Origin of the sequence: Streptomyces sp. TRM68367 (genome assembly GCF_014495685.1) — a bacterium.
GTDB lineage: Bacteria > Actinomycetota > Actinomycetes > Streptomycetales > Streptomycetaceae > Streptomyces.
In genome coordinates this window covers 1-13,112 of sequence record NZ_JACTVI010000153.1, presented here as the reverse complement: position 1 = coordinate 13,112, position 13,112 = coordinate 1, and the positions used below count along the sequence as shown (strand labels likewise).

The 13,112-nt window shown below is 68.7% G+C and carries 15 protein-coding genes and 3 pseudogenes; 12 read left to right on the top strand and 6 right to left on the bottom strand.

Going from position 1 to position 13,112, the window contains the following annotated elements; translation table 11 throughout:
• Nucleotides 1-84: 84 nt before the first annotated feature.
• Nucleotides 85-1,425, bottom strand: a pseudogene (locus tag H8R17_RS42400) (lantibiotic dehydratase family protein); the annotation flags it as partial.
• A gap of 24 nt (nucleotides 1,426-1,449) precedes the next feature.
• On the opposite strand from H8R17_RS42400, the gene H8R17_RS42395 reads away from it, so the two are divergent.
• Nucleotides 1,450-2,901, top strand: a complete 1,452-nt coding sequence (locus H8R17_RS42395) for a terminase large subunit domain-containing protein (RefSeq protein ID WP_187828522.1) — start codon at nucleotides 1,450-1,452, stop codon at nucleotides 2,899-2,901.
• A 102-nt stretch (nucleotides 2,902-3,003) separates the two neighbouring features.
• Here the strand turns inward: H8R17_RS42395 and H8R17_RS46035 are convergent, their stop codons facing one another.
• Complete coding sequence (locus H8R17_RS46035) at nucleotides 3,004-3,702, bottom strand: hypothetical protein (protein ID WP_223126105.1); 699 nt, start codon at nucleotides 3,700-3,702, stop codon at nucleotides 3,004-3,006.
• 215 nt (nucleotides 3,703-3,917) lie between these two features.
• Here H8R17_RS46035 and H8R17_RS42385 point away from each other — a divergent pair, with 215 nt between their 5' ends.
• From H8R17_RS42385 to H8R17_RS42365, 5 genes are all read left to right on the top strand, one after another.
• Nucleotides 3,918-4,355 carry a hypothetical protein gene (locus H8R17_RS42385; RefSeq protein WP_316959708.1) on the top strand — a complete coding sequence of 146 codons (438 nt, stop codon included), beginning with the start codon at nucleotides 3,918-3,920 and terminating at the stop codon, nucleotides 4,353-4,355.
• A 148-nt stretch (nucleotides 4,356-4,503) separates the two neighbouring features.
• Nucleotides 4,504-5,190, top strand: a complete 687-nt coding sequence (locus tag H8R17_RS42380) for a hypothetical protein (RefSeq protein ID WP_187828521.1) — start codon at nucleotides 4,504-4,506, stop codon at nucleotides 5,188-5,190.
• On the top strand, nucleotides 5,187-5,996 hold the full coding sequence (locus H8R17_RS42375; protein ID WP_187828520.1) for a hypothetical protein: 810 nt from the start codon (nucleotides 5,187-5,189) through the stop codon (nucleotides 5,994-5,996). Before H8R17_RS42380 ends, H8R17_RS42375 begins: the two co-directional genes overlap by 4 nt.
• On the top strand, nucleotides 5,989-6,540 hold the full coding sequence (locus tag H8R17_RS42370; protein WP_223126104.1) for a hypothetical protein: 552 nt from the start codon (nucleotides 5,989-5,991) through the stop codon (nucleotides 6,538-6,540). Before H8R17_RS42375 ends, H8R17_RS42370 begins: the two co-directional genes overlap by 8 nt.
• 50 nt (nucleotides 6,541-6,590) lie before the next feature.
• Nucleotides 6,591-7,121, top strand: a complete 531-nt coding sequence (locus tag H8R17_RS42365; RefSeq protein ID WP_187828519.1) for an SUKH-4 family immunity protein — start codon at nucleotides 6,591-6,593, stop codon at nucleotides 7,119-7,121.
• Nucleotides 7,122-7,131: 10 nt separating this feature from the next.
• On the opposite strand, the pseudogene H8R17_RS49630 reads toward H8R17_RS42365, so the two are convergent.
• Together H8R17_RS49630 and H8R17_RS42355 are read right to left on the bottom strand one after the other, a co-directional pair.
• A pseudogene (locus H8R17_RS49630) lies at nucleotides 7,132-7,278 on the bottom strand (ATP-binding protein); the annotation flags it as partial.
• A gap of 180 nt (nucleotides 7,279-7,458) precedes the next feature.
• Complete coding sequence (locus H8R17_RS42355) at nucleotides 7,459-7,878, bottom strand: ATP-binding protein (protein ID WP_187828518.1); 420 nt, start codon at nucleotides 7,876-7,878, stop codon at nucleotides 7,459-7,461.
• Between the two features lie 87 nt (nucleotides 7,879-7,965).
• Here H8R17_RS42355 and H8R17_RS42350 point away from each other — a divergent pair.
• Together H8R17_RS42350 and H8R17_RS42345 are read left to right on the top strand one after the other, a co-directional pair.
• Nucleotides 7,966-8,157 (top strand): annotated as a pseudogene (locus H8R17_RS42350) (DUF397 domain-containing protein); the annotation flags it as partial.
• Nucleotides 8,158-8,351: 194 nt separating this feature from the next.
• Entirely contained in the window at nucleotides 8,352-8,552 is a 201-nt protein-coding gene (locus H8R17_RS42345) for a hypothetical protein (protein ID WP_187828517.1), read from the top strand.
• A gap of 102 nt (nucleotides 8,553-8,654) precedes the next feature.
• Here the strand turns inward: H8R17_RS42345 and H8R17_RS42340 are convergent, their stop codons facing one another.
• A complete protein-coding gene (locus H8R17_RS42340; RefSeq protein WP_187828516.1) occupies nucleotides 8,655-9,596 on the bottom strand; it encodes a hypothetical protein in 942 nt (313 codons plus the stop codon).
• 202 nt (nucleotides 9,597-9,798) lie between these two features.
• Between H8R17_RS42340 and H8R17_RS49625 the strand changes: the two genes are divergently transcribed.
• The 3 genes from H8R17_RS49625 (at nucleotide 9,799) to H8R17_RS42325 (ending at nucleotide 12,015) form a co-directional block, all read left to right on the top strand.
• The gene (locus tag H8R17_RS49625) at nucleotides 9,799-10,263 is read left to right on the top strand and encodes an HK97 gp10 family phage protein (RefSeq protein ID WP_399478021.1); all 465 of its coding nucleotides are present in this window, start codon (nucleotides 9,799-9,801) and stop codon (nucleotides 10,261-10,263) included.
• A 280-nt stretch (nucleotides 10,264-10,543) separates the two neighbouring features.
• Nucleotides 10,544-11,194: a hypothetical protein gene (locus H8R17_RS42330; RefSeq protein WP_187828514.1), complete on the top strand. Its 651-nt coding sequence runs from the start codon at nucleotides 10,544-10,546 to the stop codon at nucleotides 11,192-11,194.
• Between the two features lie 392 nt (nucleotides 11,195-11,586).
• Nucleotides 11,587-12,015 (top strand): hypothetical protein, encoded by a 429-nt coding sequence (locus tag H8R17_RS42325; protein ID WP_187828513.1) that lies wholly within the window; start codon nucleotides 11,587-11,589, stop codon nucleotides 12,013-12,015.
• A gap of 133 nt (nucleotides 12,016-12,148) precedes the next feature.
• Here the strand turns inward: H8R17_RS42325 and H8R17_RS48170 are convergent, their stop codons facing one another.
• On the bottom strand, nucleotides 12,149-12,277 hold the full coding sequence (locus tag H8R17_RS48170) for a hypothetical protein (protein WP_262505954.1): 129 nt from the start codon (nucleotides 12,275-12,277) through the stop codon (nucleotides 12,149-12,151).
• Nucleotides 12,278-12,524: 247 nt separating this feature from the next.
• Between H8R17_RS48170 and H8R17_RS42320 the strand changes: the two genes are divergently transcribed.
• Nucleotides 12,525-12,872, top strand: a complete 348-nt coding sequence (locus H8R17_RS42320) for a hypothetical protein (protein WP_187828512.1) — start codon at nucleotides 12,525-12,527, stop codon at nucleotides 12,870-12,872.
• Nucleotides 12,873-13,112 lie beyond the last annotated feature (240 nt).

Genomic DNA, 13,112 nt, shown 5'->3' with positions numbered 1-13,112 from the left:
CGCCTCTGCCACTGCCGTTGGCACGCGTACGCCGACACCACACCGTGATCAGAAAGCTCAGCAGCGGCTATCTACAGCTGCCGTATCTATGAGGTAGACGCGGCGCGGCCGCCTCCGCCGGGCACGCCAGTCGCTGAGCGCGGCCTCCCACTCGGCCCGAGGGCGGGCATGGCCGGGCAGTTCGGACGCTTCCAGCCGCCAGCGTGCCGGGGCCAGCACGGTCCGGCCGTACCGCAGACGTGGAAGGAACGGCATCGCCGTTGCGGCGCCCCAGTCGAAGACGGTGACCTGCGCGCACTGGGCGCGGGACAGTTCGGTGAGGAACCGCACCAGTGGTGGGGTGTGGGTGCGGAGGTTCAGCGCGTGCATCCCGACGGCCTCCACGCGGTGTCCTCGCTCGGGGACGGCGAGGTACATGCGCCGGCCGTCGCACCCCACAGCCAAGTCCTCCGGGGTGAGGATGGTGTCCTGCGGGGCGCGGTGCTCCTGAAGGCTGATCACGGTGGGTAGAACCTGTGGGGAGCGGGTGACGTGGGCGCTCTCGGGGAGCAGGGGCGGGAAGGAGAGCTGCGCGGGCATGGTGTTGCCGTCTGTGGCCGGAAGGTCGGCAAGCTCTGTGACTAGGGCCTCCCGGTCCGCGGGGGCCAGCGCGCTGAGGAACCGGCCCGTGGAGACGCCGACACCACGGGACACGCTCATGACCTCAAGCCGGAACCGCCCGCGCTGCAACTCCTCCAGGCTGGCCGCGTGCACCCGCACCCCGATCTCCAAGTGCGGCGGTAGCCGGGGCTCGTCGGGACCCACGTCCAGGGCCTCAATCTGTTCGTCCGTGAGGATCACTTCGTCACGGCCGTCGAGCGCGGCGTCCTGAGCCAGCCGTACAAGGGCGTCATCCCGAGCGGAGACACGGGGCCTGCGTGCGCCGGCCGGAGCGCCTGGGTAGCCGTCGGGATAGCCGGTGCCGCTGTCCGCCACGGCCTCCACGAGCGGCACCATCGTGCCGATGCCGTACCGCTCGTAGAACCGCTGGTGGTACTCGCTCCAGGGAACGGTCCCGTACGGGCGGATGCTCAAGCGGGTCAGGACGAGAGCGGCGCGCTCGATCTCTCGCGCGACAGCCTCCGGCAGAACGATTTGCGCGTCCAGGCGGAGGTCGAGCGCGACAGGGTGGCGACGCAGGCCAGGAACGAGGTCTCGCATCCGCGCCGCGACGCTGTCCCGGCCGCCGCGCGTGGCGCACTTCTCCAGGCTGGCCCGGACCGCGTGGAGTTCGCGTACGGTCTCCGCGACCGGGGCGAGGCGTCCGGCGTCGATCGCGTCGAGTTGGCCCACCAGATACCCGAGGGCATCGGTCTCGGTGCTCGGAGCGTGCAGGCTCGTGATCAGTACCCGCCGCCGGATCAGCTCCGTCAGCGAAGCCCGCATCGGCACGTTGAACGAGAGCTCGGCGTGAGCGGACAACCGCCCGCGCTGCCGAACCCGGCGGCCATGTCGGACGTGGAACTGCAGGCCGAAGTCGCGGCACTGATCGAGGCCGACGCCCGGTCCGCCCGCCGCTGGGCCTGCGACCACCCCGACTGCGACGGACTCCCCCACGAGGGCTGGCTCCACCATCACGCCCGCGCCACCCAGCGCCTGCCCGAGGGCGCTTGGACGGCGTGGATGATGCTGACGGGCCGCGGTTGGGGAAAGACGAAGTCCGCCGCCGAGGCCGTACGGGCGTGGGCCGCCACCCCCGGCACGATGATCGCCGTGGTCGCGAAGAACGCGACCCTGGTGAAGGAGATCTGCTTCGAGTCACCGAAGTCCGGCCTGCTCGCGGTCATCCCGCCCGAGGACGTCCGCCGCTACAGCCCCGGCAACGGCCTGACGACCCTCCGCCTGAAGAACGGCTCGGCGATCTACGGCTTCGGCGCCGAAGCGCCGGACAACCTCCGAGGCTTCGCCTTCGACAAGGGCTGGCTCGACGAGTACGCGGCCTGGAACCGCCACACCGCGCAGTCCGTCTACGACATGCTCTGGTTCTGCCTGCGCGAGGCACCGTCCCCGCAGGTCGTCATCTCCACAACTCCCAAGCCACTCCCGCACGTCAAGCGCCTGGTCGAACGCGGCCGTCTGCCGAAGTCACCCGTCGTCCTGACCACAGGCCGCACCGAGGACAACCGCGCCAACCTCTCCCCAGCAGCCCTCGCCGAGCTCGACTCCGAGTACGGCGGTACGCGCCTGGGCCGACAGGAGTTGGACGGCGTCCTCCTCGAAGACGTAGAGGGTGCGCTGTGGAAGCAGTGGATGTTCGAGGTCGAGGGCTTCCGCCTCCCCCGCCTCACCGTCCCGCCCCTGGAGCGCCTGGTGGTCGCCGTCGACCCGGCCGTCACCACCACGGACACCGCCGACTTCACCGCGTTCACGGTCGCCGGCCGCTCCTACCCGCTGGAGCAGATGTACGGCGACCGCCGCCCCCGCGGCTACGTCCTCCACGCCGAACAGGACCGCTACACCCCCACGGCCGCGATGCGCCGTGCCGCGGCCCTGTACCACGAGCACCAGGCGGACTGCGTGGTCATCGAGGCCAACAACGGCGGCGACTACCTCCCCGCCCTCCTCACCGAGCTCGACCCCACCGTCCAGTGGCGCATCGTCCACGCCACCCGCAACAAGCGCGCCCGCGCCGCGCCGGTCGCGATGCTCTACGAGCAGTCCCGTGTCAGCCATGCGGGCCCGCCCCGGACCTTTGCGACGCTGGAGGAGCAGATGACGACCTACGTGGGTGCCTCCGAGCAGGAGGAGAAGTCGCCCGACCTCCTCGACTCCTGTGTATGGGCGCTCACCGATCTCTTCTTGGACGCTTCGGTACCTGGACCGTCGCGTCCGTCCGACGGCCGTCTCGCAGGCCGCCGTTGATTTGACTGTTGGAGATCGCTTTCACGCCGAAAACCCAACAAGGCTGAAAATGCCGCACATTATGCGCTGATAGAGCCCTTACGGACTGGAGAGTCGGGGCTGTCAGCGCCCGTGTTCCAACAGGAGACGGGCTGCCGGGCGGCATGGTCTGCCGATCTGGGTGCATCGGCTTTCGAAGTCCGGCGGAAGCCAGCCTCGTCCCAGCAACCGTGGGTGGGCGGGGAACGCTGCGATCGCGGCCAGGACGAACAGCAGCGATGCCCAGGGGGTGTGGAGCTGGACCGCGGTGTACCGGCCATTGTTGATGTTCTGAAAACTGGTTTGGAAGACGTCCGGTGCGACGAGGTCGATGGTGTCGAGGCCGCCCCAGGCTAGGTCGAGCGGGCACTGCGGGTGGCTGAAGTAGACCTTACGCGTGGTGACGGTAATTTCGCCGGATCCATCAGGTATCCAGCGGGGTTGGGCGTCGTTGGTTGCGGCACGGCGTCGGGCGGAGTTACCGATTGTCGAGCCGACCATGCTGCCGATCACGAAGGCGGGGCTACCGAAGGCAACCACGTTCTGGTGCGTGTAGCTGCCATTGCCGACAGCCCTCCAGGTCAGACGCTGAGCAGGGCCGACGGCCAGTGCACGGTCACCGGGTTCGAGCCGGGCGGTGGTGGCGACCAGCGGACGCTGATCGATCCGCCTCTCGATCAGGTCGGCGACGATGTCGCACGAGTGCCACAGGTACTCGTCGAGCTCGGACCAGGCAGGCTGGTGCTCGTTGCCGGAACGAGGTGGGGCGAAAGGGTTGTCCACTGGCTCTCCGATATCCCCGTGCGGACGCGCTGTTGGCGGCCTTCATCGGGCAGTCACTTTACTGACGAGTCGCCAGGCTCACGGAGGAGTCAATTCGGTCACCAGGTCTGGCTGGCCGGATGCCAGCCGCTGGCCGCATGTCCCGACTCCCATCCCCTGCATGGCTGTTGGACAATGGTGCGACTGGCGTCGAGGAAGGGAAGGGGGAGGTTCGCGTGCCGGACGGACGCGAGGTGGACCAGGCGGAGTTGCTGGACGTCGCGAAGGACGAAGACCGGGCCCGCAGCCTGCACCGCACGTTGCGAAGCCTGAGCACCGACCCCGACCCGAAGCTGCGGGAGATGGCCACCGCGGTCCTGCGCGGTGACCTGACGGCGGAGCAGGCGTTCACCGACCCGGAGTACATGGCCGCCTTGTTCTCCGGCGCCGCTGAGGTCCGCCGCGCCGGGGAGAAGCGTTCCGTCGCCGAGGCCGGCGGGCGCTTCGACGACTGGCAGCAAGAACGTCGCGCCGAGGACGAGCGGGAGCGCTCCGAACAGGACGCGCAACGGCACGTCGAGAAGACCCGCTCGGTCCCCAAGCACCTTGCCGGGCCCGGGCGTTACTACGGTCTGGGTGGACCCCGGCCGGAGGACCGCTTCCGCCACCGCTGAGCCCGGCCCTCAAGTCGAGGCCGCCCATCTCCCGCCCCACTGGCGGGATTTGCTCATCCCCATCCCGTCAGCAATCCCCCTTCGCAGTAGAGTCCGACCGTCGCAAGAGTGACCGAATTTGTTCTGCCGAGGCGGAAGGGGAACGCGGATGGGAGTCGTGCTGCCCGACGAGGCGGCCTGGGTGCTGGACCTCATCGGCGTCGAGTGGCCCAATGTCGACGAGGACGACTACCGCGACATGGCCGACGGCCTGCGCTCCTTCGCCTCCCAGATGCGAGACGGCAAGGACGCGACGGAACGTTTCGTCCGCGAGTTCCTGGAGGGCAACGAGGGCCTGGCGACCGCGGCCTTCGAGCAGCACTGGGGCAAAGTCAGCGGCATCCATCTGGAACGCCTCGCCGAGGCGGCCGAACTCGGTGCGATGGCTCTGGACGGCGCGGCCGTCGCGGTGGCCGGCGCCAAGGTTGCGGCCATCGTCCAACTGGGCATCCTCGCCGCGGAGATCATCACCGCCCAGGCCGCCGCGCCGTTCACGCTCGGGCTCTCCGAGGTCGGCGCCCTCGGCGCCACCCAGGCCACGCGTGTCATCGTCCGGCGGCTGCTGAAGGAGGCGGAGCATCTCCTCGTCGAGGAACTCATGGCCGTAGTCACCGGGCCGGTCTACTCCGCACTCGGCAACATGGCCGCCGACCTCGTCATCCAGGTCGGCGCCAACGCCGTCGGCCTGCAGGACGGTTACAGCCCCGGGAAGACCCTGCGCGCGGGTGGCGAAGGCTTCTCCGACGGTCTGGACGCCGCCGGCGGGTCGCTCACCGGGCGGGGAGGCGGCGCGTGAGCGACACCGTGCGCATCGACAAGGACCTGCACGACCGGCTGGCCGACCGGATCACCTCCCAGGCCGACGAGCACGAGTCCGGTGCCCGTCCCCAACTGCGCCGCAGCCGTGCCGGGCTGGACCGGACGCGGGGCCGGGGTTCCATGGCGGCGGCCGTCGAGGGCGGAGCAGAAAGGATCCTCCAGGCCATAGAGAAGGCTGAGGACCAGCTGCACAGGCACCTGCAGGACGTGTCCAAGGGCGTGCGGGTCATGGGCGAGAACCACGAGCGCAACGACAAGGCGCTGGCGACCATGCTGGACAGCATCGTCAACCGCTCCCGTAACCAGGACACAGTCCGCGACGGCGGCGGAATCGGCAAGGACCGCCCGGACACGACGAAGGACCCGCACACCGTCACCCTGCAGTGGAAGCCCGGCATGCCCAAGCCAGCCTTCGAACGGAAGGCGAGGGCCCTTCAACGGCTCGGCGAGGAGGGGAACCTCTTCAAGTTCAAGGGCAAGACCGAGGACTACCGCGACAAGGAGATCACCAAGCAGTACAAGGGCGCGTTGGAAGCGCTGATCCGCAGGAACCACAAGGACGACCCCGAGTTCGCCGAAGAGGCCGCGGTGGCCGCCCGTAAAATGCAACCTGACCACGTCAACGAGCTCCAGACCGGTGGTCCGGACGCGTGGCGTAACCTGCGGATGCTCGACCGGACGACGAACTTCGATATCGGCACGCAGCAGATTCGCCCGCAGATCAAGGATCTTCCGGACGGCAATCCGATCAATATCGACATCAAGTGGTGGCCAGATGACTAGCGCGAGCCCGGGGTCGTCCCGTCTGATCGCAACGGTGGACGCCCTGCGGACGGCGCTGGCGGAGAGCACGGACCTGCTCCGGTTCACGCTCGGCAGGACGATCGACGAGGAGACCGCGGCCGACGGGGAGGCCGACGGGGTGCCGCGGGAGTTCCTGGACTTCTGCCGTGTGCTGGACGGCGCGAGCTGCGGGCCGTCCGTGCAGCTCTTCGGCCTGGAAGAGGCCGAGGAGCACCAGTTCTACTGCGGGCCGGTGGTCGACTCCCCGCTGCCGCTCTCCCCGGAGAAGCTGTTCTGCATCGGGATGATCGACGAAGCACCGGTCTTCCTCGACCGCGCGGGCGGCGGCGTCCTCGGCGCCCCGGAAGCAGGCGGCGACTGGGTCGACGCGGAGCGCTTCGAGCAGCTCGCGCCCACGCTGGAGACCTTCTTCCTGGAGCGGCTGGCCTCTCCGGAGTACGCGCGGCTTGCTGGGATCGACGACGGGCTGGTGGAGTACGACGACTGGCTGAAGCTGCTGCGACGGGCCGGTCTCGCCGGCTGAACCGCCGGCACGGCGGGACGTGGGTACGACGAAGGGGAAGTAGAGGACGCATGGCCACCCATGACGAGATGACGGAGCTGTTCGGCGCAGACCGCGTGGTCACGCTGGACCGTGCCGTCGCCGAGGAGCGCGGACTGTCCGAGGCCGACGCCGAGGTGCTGTGCGACGTCGGTGTACCCGTGTTCGTCGACGTCCTGTTCACCCTCGACACCGCCGACGAGGGACCCGATCCCTTCACCGTAGTGCCGGTGGCCGCGGGCGGCGCGGAGACCCGGATCCTCGTGCTGGGCGGGCCCACCGACGACCCCGCGATGCGGTACTGCCTCGACATGGAGCGCGGCTACGTGATCCTCATGTCCTTCGGCGACCAGCCGCAGGCCGAGATCGTGAACCGGACCCTCGCCGACCTCGTCGAGTTCCTGTACCGCTTCGCGCTGCGGACCAAACATCTGGAGCACGCAGCGCCGCAGGACCGCGGCCCGTACACGGACAAGCTCGTGGAGTACCTCCGGACCCGCGACCGGTACGCGTTCGTGCAGCCGGACAGCTGGTGGTCGATGGTCTTCGAGCAGGTCGGCTGAGCCCTTCGGCGGAGGGACGAAGCGCGGTCGCGGGCGCCCGGACGAGGAGCGAACTCGAACGTGCGGCCGCTCTTACGTAGATCGAGCAACTGGCCCGGTAGGCCGCAACCGTGAGGGCAACGGCGATGTGGGTCTTTCCGACTCCGGGTGGGCCCAGCCGGTTTCCGGCACCGCATCACTCGTAGAGGCAGTGAATCCTGCACACGGTTGGGCCGACACCGCTGGACGCCGTAGCGCCGCAGCAGTCGGTACGGGTGACGCAGTCCCCAGAGCAGGAGTGCCAGGCGCGTCCTCGGACGCCGACGTCCTCGGTGCCTCGGAACTCTGGTCCGCCGGTTCATGGCCCGAGGACCGGGAAGACGCACCAAGCGACTGTCCCGTCGGCGCTGAACCCCCACGTTCCGTTGAGTTCGGCGACGAGTGCGTCCACCAGCCATAGACCCCGTCCGCCCTCCGCGTCCGGCGCGGCCGTCTGCGGCTCGGGTGTCGCGGACGGAGAGTGGTCGTTGATCTCGAGTCGCACCTGTCCGTCGACCAGCCGTCTTATGCGGAAACCGACAGTCGTGCCTTGTCCATGGACGACTGCATTGCCGGCCAGCTCCGAGATCACCAGCCGGGCTGCGTCGACCCGGACCCCGGGCATACGGCACACGTTGCGCAGCGCGGTACCGATGCGCCGGGCCTGCTCGACGCGTGACGCCTCCCGGACGAACGCGACGTCGACCGGCGACGACATCCCTATGCGGGGGCCGGTCATCGAGATGTCGCCTTCGCACTCGGTACAGGCGGAGACCGGAATCGCCGTAGTCGGAAGCGTCGTAGCCGGAATCGAGCACCCGAACTCACCGACGCGGGCGCGCGCTGGTTCAAGTCGTCGTACTCCGACGGCGCCGGGAACAACTGCGTCGAGGCTGCCGACCTCACCGGGACGGCGTATGCCAGCGTCGCGATCCGTGACAGCAAGGCGCCCGAGGGGCCGGCGCTTGCGGGACGTCTTCAGAGGCGAGGTGCATGTTGTCGGCGTCGTTCCCGGTGATCAGACGGCAGTGGCGGTTTGCCCTTCTGGCGACTCTGCCCTGGCCCCAGAAGTGCACGTCGTGAAGGCTGCCAGCGCCTGGGAGGCAGCCGGCCTGATCGAGCACGGCCCCGATGACGTCGATGATGCGGGGCTCCTCTACATGCCCACGGTGCCATGTCGGGACTGCGCCCCGGTTCGAGGGCACCACGACCATGGCTCTGCGGAACGCCATAGGCCACGACAAGTTCGGCCACCGGCTCTCCAACAACCTCAGCCGGGCTGGCGTGACATCGATCGCGGAACTCCGCCTCGTCAGCGATGCCGCGCTGCTGGAACTCCGGGACTTCGGTCCCGCGGGGCTGCAGCGCGTCCGCAGCGCCCGGCTTCGGCGGGCGGCGCGCGTCAGTCGTTGATCCGTTTTCGGATCCCTCCCTGTGGGTGGCCCAGGGGTCTGGCGTGGAGGGGGAGATGGCCTGTCCCGTCGCGGGGCTCGCTGGGCGATCGGCGCGAGCAACTCACCTGCCGCGGCGAAACCAGCGGCGCTTGGGTCCTCGCGTGCCCTCGTCGTCCGTGTCCGGCTCGTCGAACAGTAAGTAGTTGACTGGACCGGAGAGTTGGGACGCGGCGCCTGTCGCCGGGGCAGCGGTGACGAACACCAGCCGCTGTCCACGGCCGGGCGACTCGATCGGCACGACGCGGGTGCGCTGGAGCAGTCCTCCCTCACTGATCATCCCGTGCCGCTCGTAGAGGCCGACCAGGACCAGGCCCATTTGGCGCTCCGCTTGTTCCCCGTCCCGCTTGTCCGCCTGGTTCGCCTGGGATCTGACGGTGATTCCGCCGCGCTCCTGCCAGGTGCAGGCCAGATCGAGCAGTTCTTCGGCCTCCTCTTGGCTGGTCGGCGTGTCCCGCCAGAGGATCAGCACGTGTTCGAGCTTCTCCGTGCACGTGTTGGCGGGCTTCCCGCGCGGGCACCCGGTCGGCAGCACCGGCGCACCCAGTTCGCCGTGGCAACCCTCATCCGGGCAGCGCCGGTCCCGCAAGTCGAGGCAGTCGCGGCACAGGGAGTAGCGGCAGACCTGGCACTGCAACCCGACCGGGTTGACCACACTGATGCCCGCATGCTCGACGAGGGCATGGCCGGAGTACCAGAACCTCAACCTCTCGCAGCGGGCGCACTCGGTCGCAATGGGCGCGAAGTAGGGATTCCCGTACTGCTGCGGGGTGACCGGCTCTACCACGCGCGGATCGGGGGTACGGCGCTGCCCAGTGCCCAGCAGCATCAGGGCCCAGTGGAACGCCTCCGCGGACCTGCCCTCAGCCCGCAGGAACCGCAGGATCACATCGAGCGCCGACTCGTACCGGCCCTCGTGCCACAGCCGGTCGACCTCGTCAGTCAGCTCGGGCAGGGGATCGTAGTGCTCAGGGAAGTGAAACGCCTCGGCGTCGTGCTTCGCCACAATCACGCCTCCATCCGCCATTGCCCATCGCCCCAGGTGCGCAACCTAGTCCCCACGCCTCGGGACCGGTCCCGGTCCGGCACACGGAGCGGCAACGTCGCAGCTGCGGTCACGCGCGGAAGGCCATTCCGGGACCTGTTCCCGAGGCCCATTGCTTAGGCTCCGCCGGTGACACCACCGGTGAACCCGCACCCCAACGCCCATCCGGACGCCGACCGCCTTCCGTGACCCGATCGCTCTGGCCGCCTCCCTCGCGGGAATGGGGCCGGCTGTGCGGGCCCGTACGCGGGCGATCACTCGGCACCACGCGATGCTCCTGCGGACCCGGATCCAGAAGAACGCCTCAGGCCGCCCGGGCCCGAACGTGATCACGGGCGCGTACCGCGCGTCGTGGGAAGTGAAGGTCACCGTCAGCGGGGGCCGAGTGACGGCGACGGTGTTCACGGAGGCACCGCAGGCGCGGCGGCTGGGTTACGGGTTCGTGGGCTACGACCGGCTCGGGCGGGGGCCGTTCCGGCAGCCGCCGTATCCGCATATCGAGCCCTTCTGCGGAGAAGGTGATACATCGGGAATGGAGAGCCGATACCCAGCGGTATGTCGCCAGGGCCTACGGCCTTCCACGCCCAGGCGCCTTGCTCGCGCTGCCAGTCCCGGGCGAAGGTCCTGACCAGTTGGGTGCCTTCCGGAAGGTCAAGGCCGACCTTCCTCAGACGGTCGATCATTCGCTCGGCAGTGGGCGCGGTCACCGATCGCTTCCCCCCTTCTTCTCTTCCGCTTCACGCCTGGAGGACAGGGTCAGTTTCACCTGCCGTCCCACTGCGACCAGTCTGCACAATCTGCTCGGTGCGCCGGGCGGGCAGACCGGTTCCGGTGCGCGTCGGGTCATCAACTAGGCTTGATGTGTCAAGTTGTCTGTATTCCGGTGATGAGCCTTCGAGGTGTCGGCCATGGTGGCAAAGCGGTTCCCGTACCTGCTCGGGCACGGGGAGATCTCGTACCTCTACGGGGTCGAGCGCCAGACCTCCCAACTGTGGCGCACCCGTGAGGTGCTGCCGGAGCCGGACTTCGTCGTCTCAGGTAACCCGTGCTGGTTCCTCCCGACGGTGCTGGGCATGACCGAGAGCGGGGTACGCGAGGTCGACCCGCAGCGCCTGAAGGAGTTCAAGGCGGAGCGACGGAGGTGGGTGGTTGTCGATGACGTGGACGACCTACCACCGGTCATCGGGCTGAAGGAGATCCCCTGGATCTTCGGTAAGAAGTACGGGGACATCTACCAGTGGCGCACCCGGAACAGCCTGGCCGCCGAGGACGCCATGGTCTCTGGCTCGCCACTGTGGCTGCTGGACACGATCCTGGCCGACGCCGAGGCCCGCGGCCGTGCCGTGATTCCGGAGGCGGTCGAGCGGATCCGCGCCGGCGAGCGGGAGGGGCTGAAGCCGCGCGGCCGGAAGAGGAGCGCGACGCCCAAGCCGCCGCCCCCGGAGCTCCCCCCGACCCGGTCCTTCAAGCCGGGGGAGGCTGACCTCGAAGACCTCACGGCGTTCGTCCAGGAGATCTGGGCGGCGGGGCTGACCGTGTCGGTGCGCGCCAAGCGGTAGGGCGACGAGAGCGCTTCTGATGGCTCTTCGACGGTGCCGTGGAGCCAGATGACGATCTCTGTAACGGTCAGGGCACCGTTGAACATGTAGTCGCGTTTGCCGTACCGGCTGGCCACCGCGCGGAACTGCTCCCACTTGCTGACGCACCCGCTCAACCGCGCTGCGGCGGCGGTACTGGGGCTTGTCGAATACAGGCGGACGACTGCAGACGCGGCCCCGTTGCTCGCGGGCGGCCCATTGGACGTCCGACTGGGCGTCCATCGCTGAACCGGCCCAGGGCGCGTCAATCGGGACTACGCCCATCCTCCCTTCGAGGGTCAACTCGGCGCTCATGAACCGGAGTTACGGCTTATGATGTCGCGTCTACGACGGGAAGAGAGAAGGGACTGTGCGTGGACGCGGAGCTGATGGCGCTCGCCTCGACGGCCGGCACGACTGTGGTGACGCTGCTCACCACTGACGCATGGGAGAGGGCCAAGACAGCGGTCGCCACCCTGTGGGGACGCGCTTGTCCCGACCGGGTGGAAACCGTCGAGGCCGAGCTGCTGGAAACCCGGGAACTGCTGCTTGGCACAGGCGAGCAGACCGATTCCGGTACGCCGGGATTCGACGAGGGAATCGCTGAGTGGCGCGGTAAGTTCCGTCGGCTGCTCATCACGCAACCGGAGTTCGCCCAAGAGGTACGCCGCATCGTCGACGAGGAACTGATCCCCGCACTGCCTGCGTCGGCACAGGCTGCACCCGTCGTCTTCCATGCCAACCCGACCGGAAACGCCCGCGTCTACCAGGCCGGTCGGGACCAGAACTTCCACGAGCGATGACCGAGAGACCGTCAGCCCCTGAGGGGCCGGGGCCGTCGGGGTCCTTCAACTCCTCGCCCTCGGACACCGGGCGGGCCTATCAAGCCGGCGGGAACCAGAATTTCCACGAGCACCACTACCACGCGCCGGTGACTCACCCCGCCCCCACCGTGGCGGGCCGCCCGGCCAGGGGCAGGCCCGCACTGTTCTGGCTCGCCTCCATCGCCGTCGTCCTGCTGGTCGCGATGGCCAGTGGGGGCACATGGCTATGGCTGAGATCCACGTCATCCGCCTCCACCGCGGGCGGGGACAAGTCCCCTCACCCCGCAGGGCCCCCCGCCCCCCGCTCATCGTCGGCCTCCCCTTCCGCAAAGACTCAGCCCCCTACGCCCAAGGCAAGCGCCGCTGCGGAGCCCTCCACGCCGCCGGAGGACCCGATTTCCGACACGCCGAGCTCCGCCACCGCGTCAGCTGCCCCGCCAAACCCGGCGGATCCCAGGAACTGCCGAGCGTGGTTCACGCTGCCGGACATGCCCAACGTGCAGATCCGGCCCTGTTGGCGGCGCGACGGCTCAGGCATCTACATGGTCGGGGAATGGCACGCCACACAGGGAGCGGAATTGGTGGACGTCTATCTCTGGCTGAAGGATGCAAGCGGCACAGCGGCCTACCCGGCCAGTCAGGCCCTCGCATACGGCGGTATGGGCGCCTACCCTGCGAACTCGTCCAAGCAGCAGTGGAAGCAGGCGGAGGTGGGCATCAATCTGGTCCAGGGAGCCAAGTACACGGTCTGCCTCAGCGTTCTCCCCGCCGGTTCTGCCAAGCCGAAGATCACGAACTCGGCCGTGGGCGGGATCCAGCAGAGCTTCACCTACTGACCAGACCTTGAGGTCGGTGGTGTCGGCTCTCGATCTGCAGCTCGGTGATCGGCCTACTGCCTGCCGGGCAGGCCGTTGGCGGGCAGTAGCGGCTCGCTCCTCTGCCACTGCGCATCCGTCAGCTCAGGTCGACGCAACATAAGACGCGCCTGCCTAGTGTCCTGCGCCTGAAATTGCAGTCGTAAGTCTGTAGGCTGTTTTCATGTCGCATCGGGGTCCGCGTGCTGTCGAGGTTGTGCT

Excerpts from the sequence above, each read along its gene's own strand:
- H8R17_RS42380 (WP_187828521.1), top strand. The coding sequence starts at position 4,504 with ATGGGAGTCGTGCTGCCCGACGAGGCGGCCTGGGTGCTGGACCTCATC.
- H8R17_RS42370 (WP_223126104.1), top strand. The coding sequence starts at position 5,989 with ATGACTAGCGCGAGCCCGGGGTCGTCCCGTCTGATCGCAACGGTGGAC.
- H8R17_RS42365 (WP_187828519.1), top strand. The coding sequence starts at position 6,591 with ATGGCCACCCATGACGAGATGACGGAGCTGTTCGGCGCAGACCGCGTG.
- H8R17_RS42355 (WP_187828518.1), bottom strand. The coding sequence starts at position 7,878 with ATGACCGGCCCCCGCATAGGGATGTCGTCGCCGGTCGACGTCGCGTTC.
- H8R17_RS42345 (WP_187828517.1), top strand. The coding sequence starts at position 8,352 with ATGGCTCTGCGGAACGCCATAGGCCACGACAAGTTCGGCCACCGGCTC.
- H8R17_RS42330 (WP_187828514.1), top strand. The coding sequence starts at position 10,544 with ATGGTGGCAAAGCGGTTCCCGTACCTGCTCGGGCACGGGGAGATCTCG.
- H8R17_RS42320 (WP_187828512.1), top strand. The coding sequence starts at position 12,525 with ATGCCCAACGTGCAGATCCGGCCCTGTTGGCGGCGCGACGGCTCAGGC.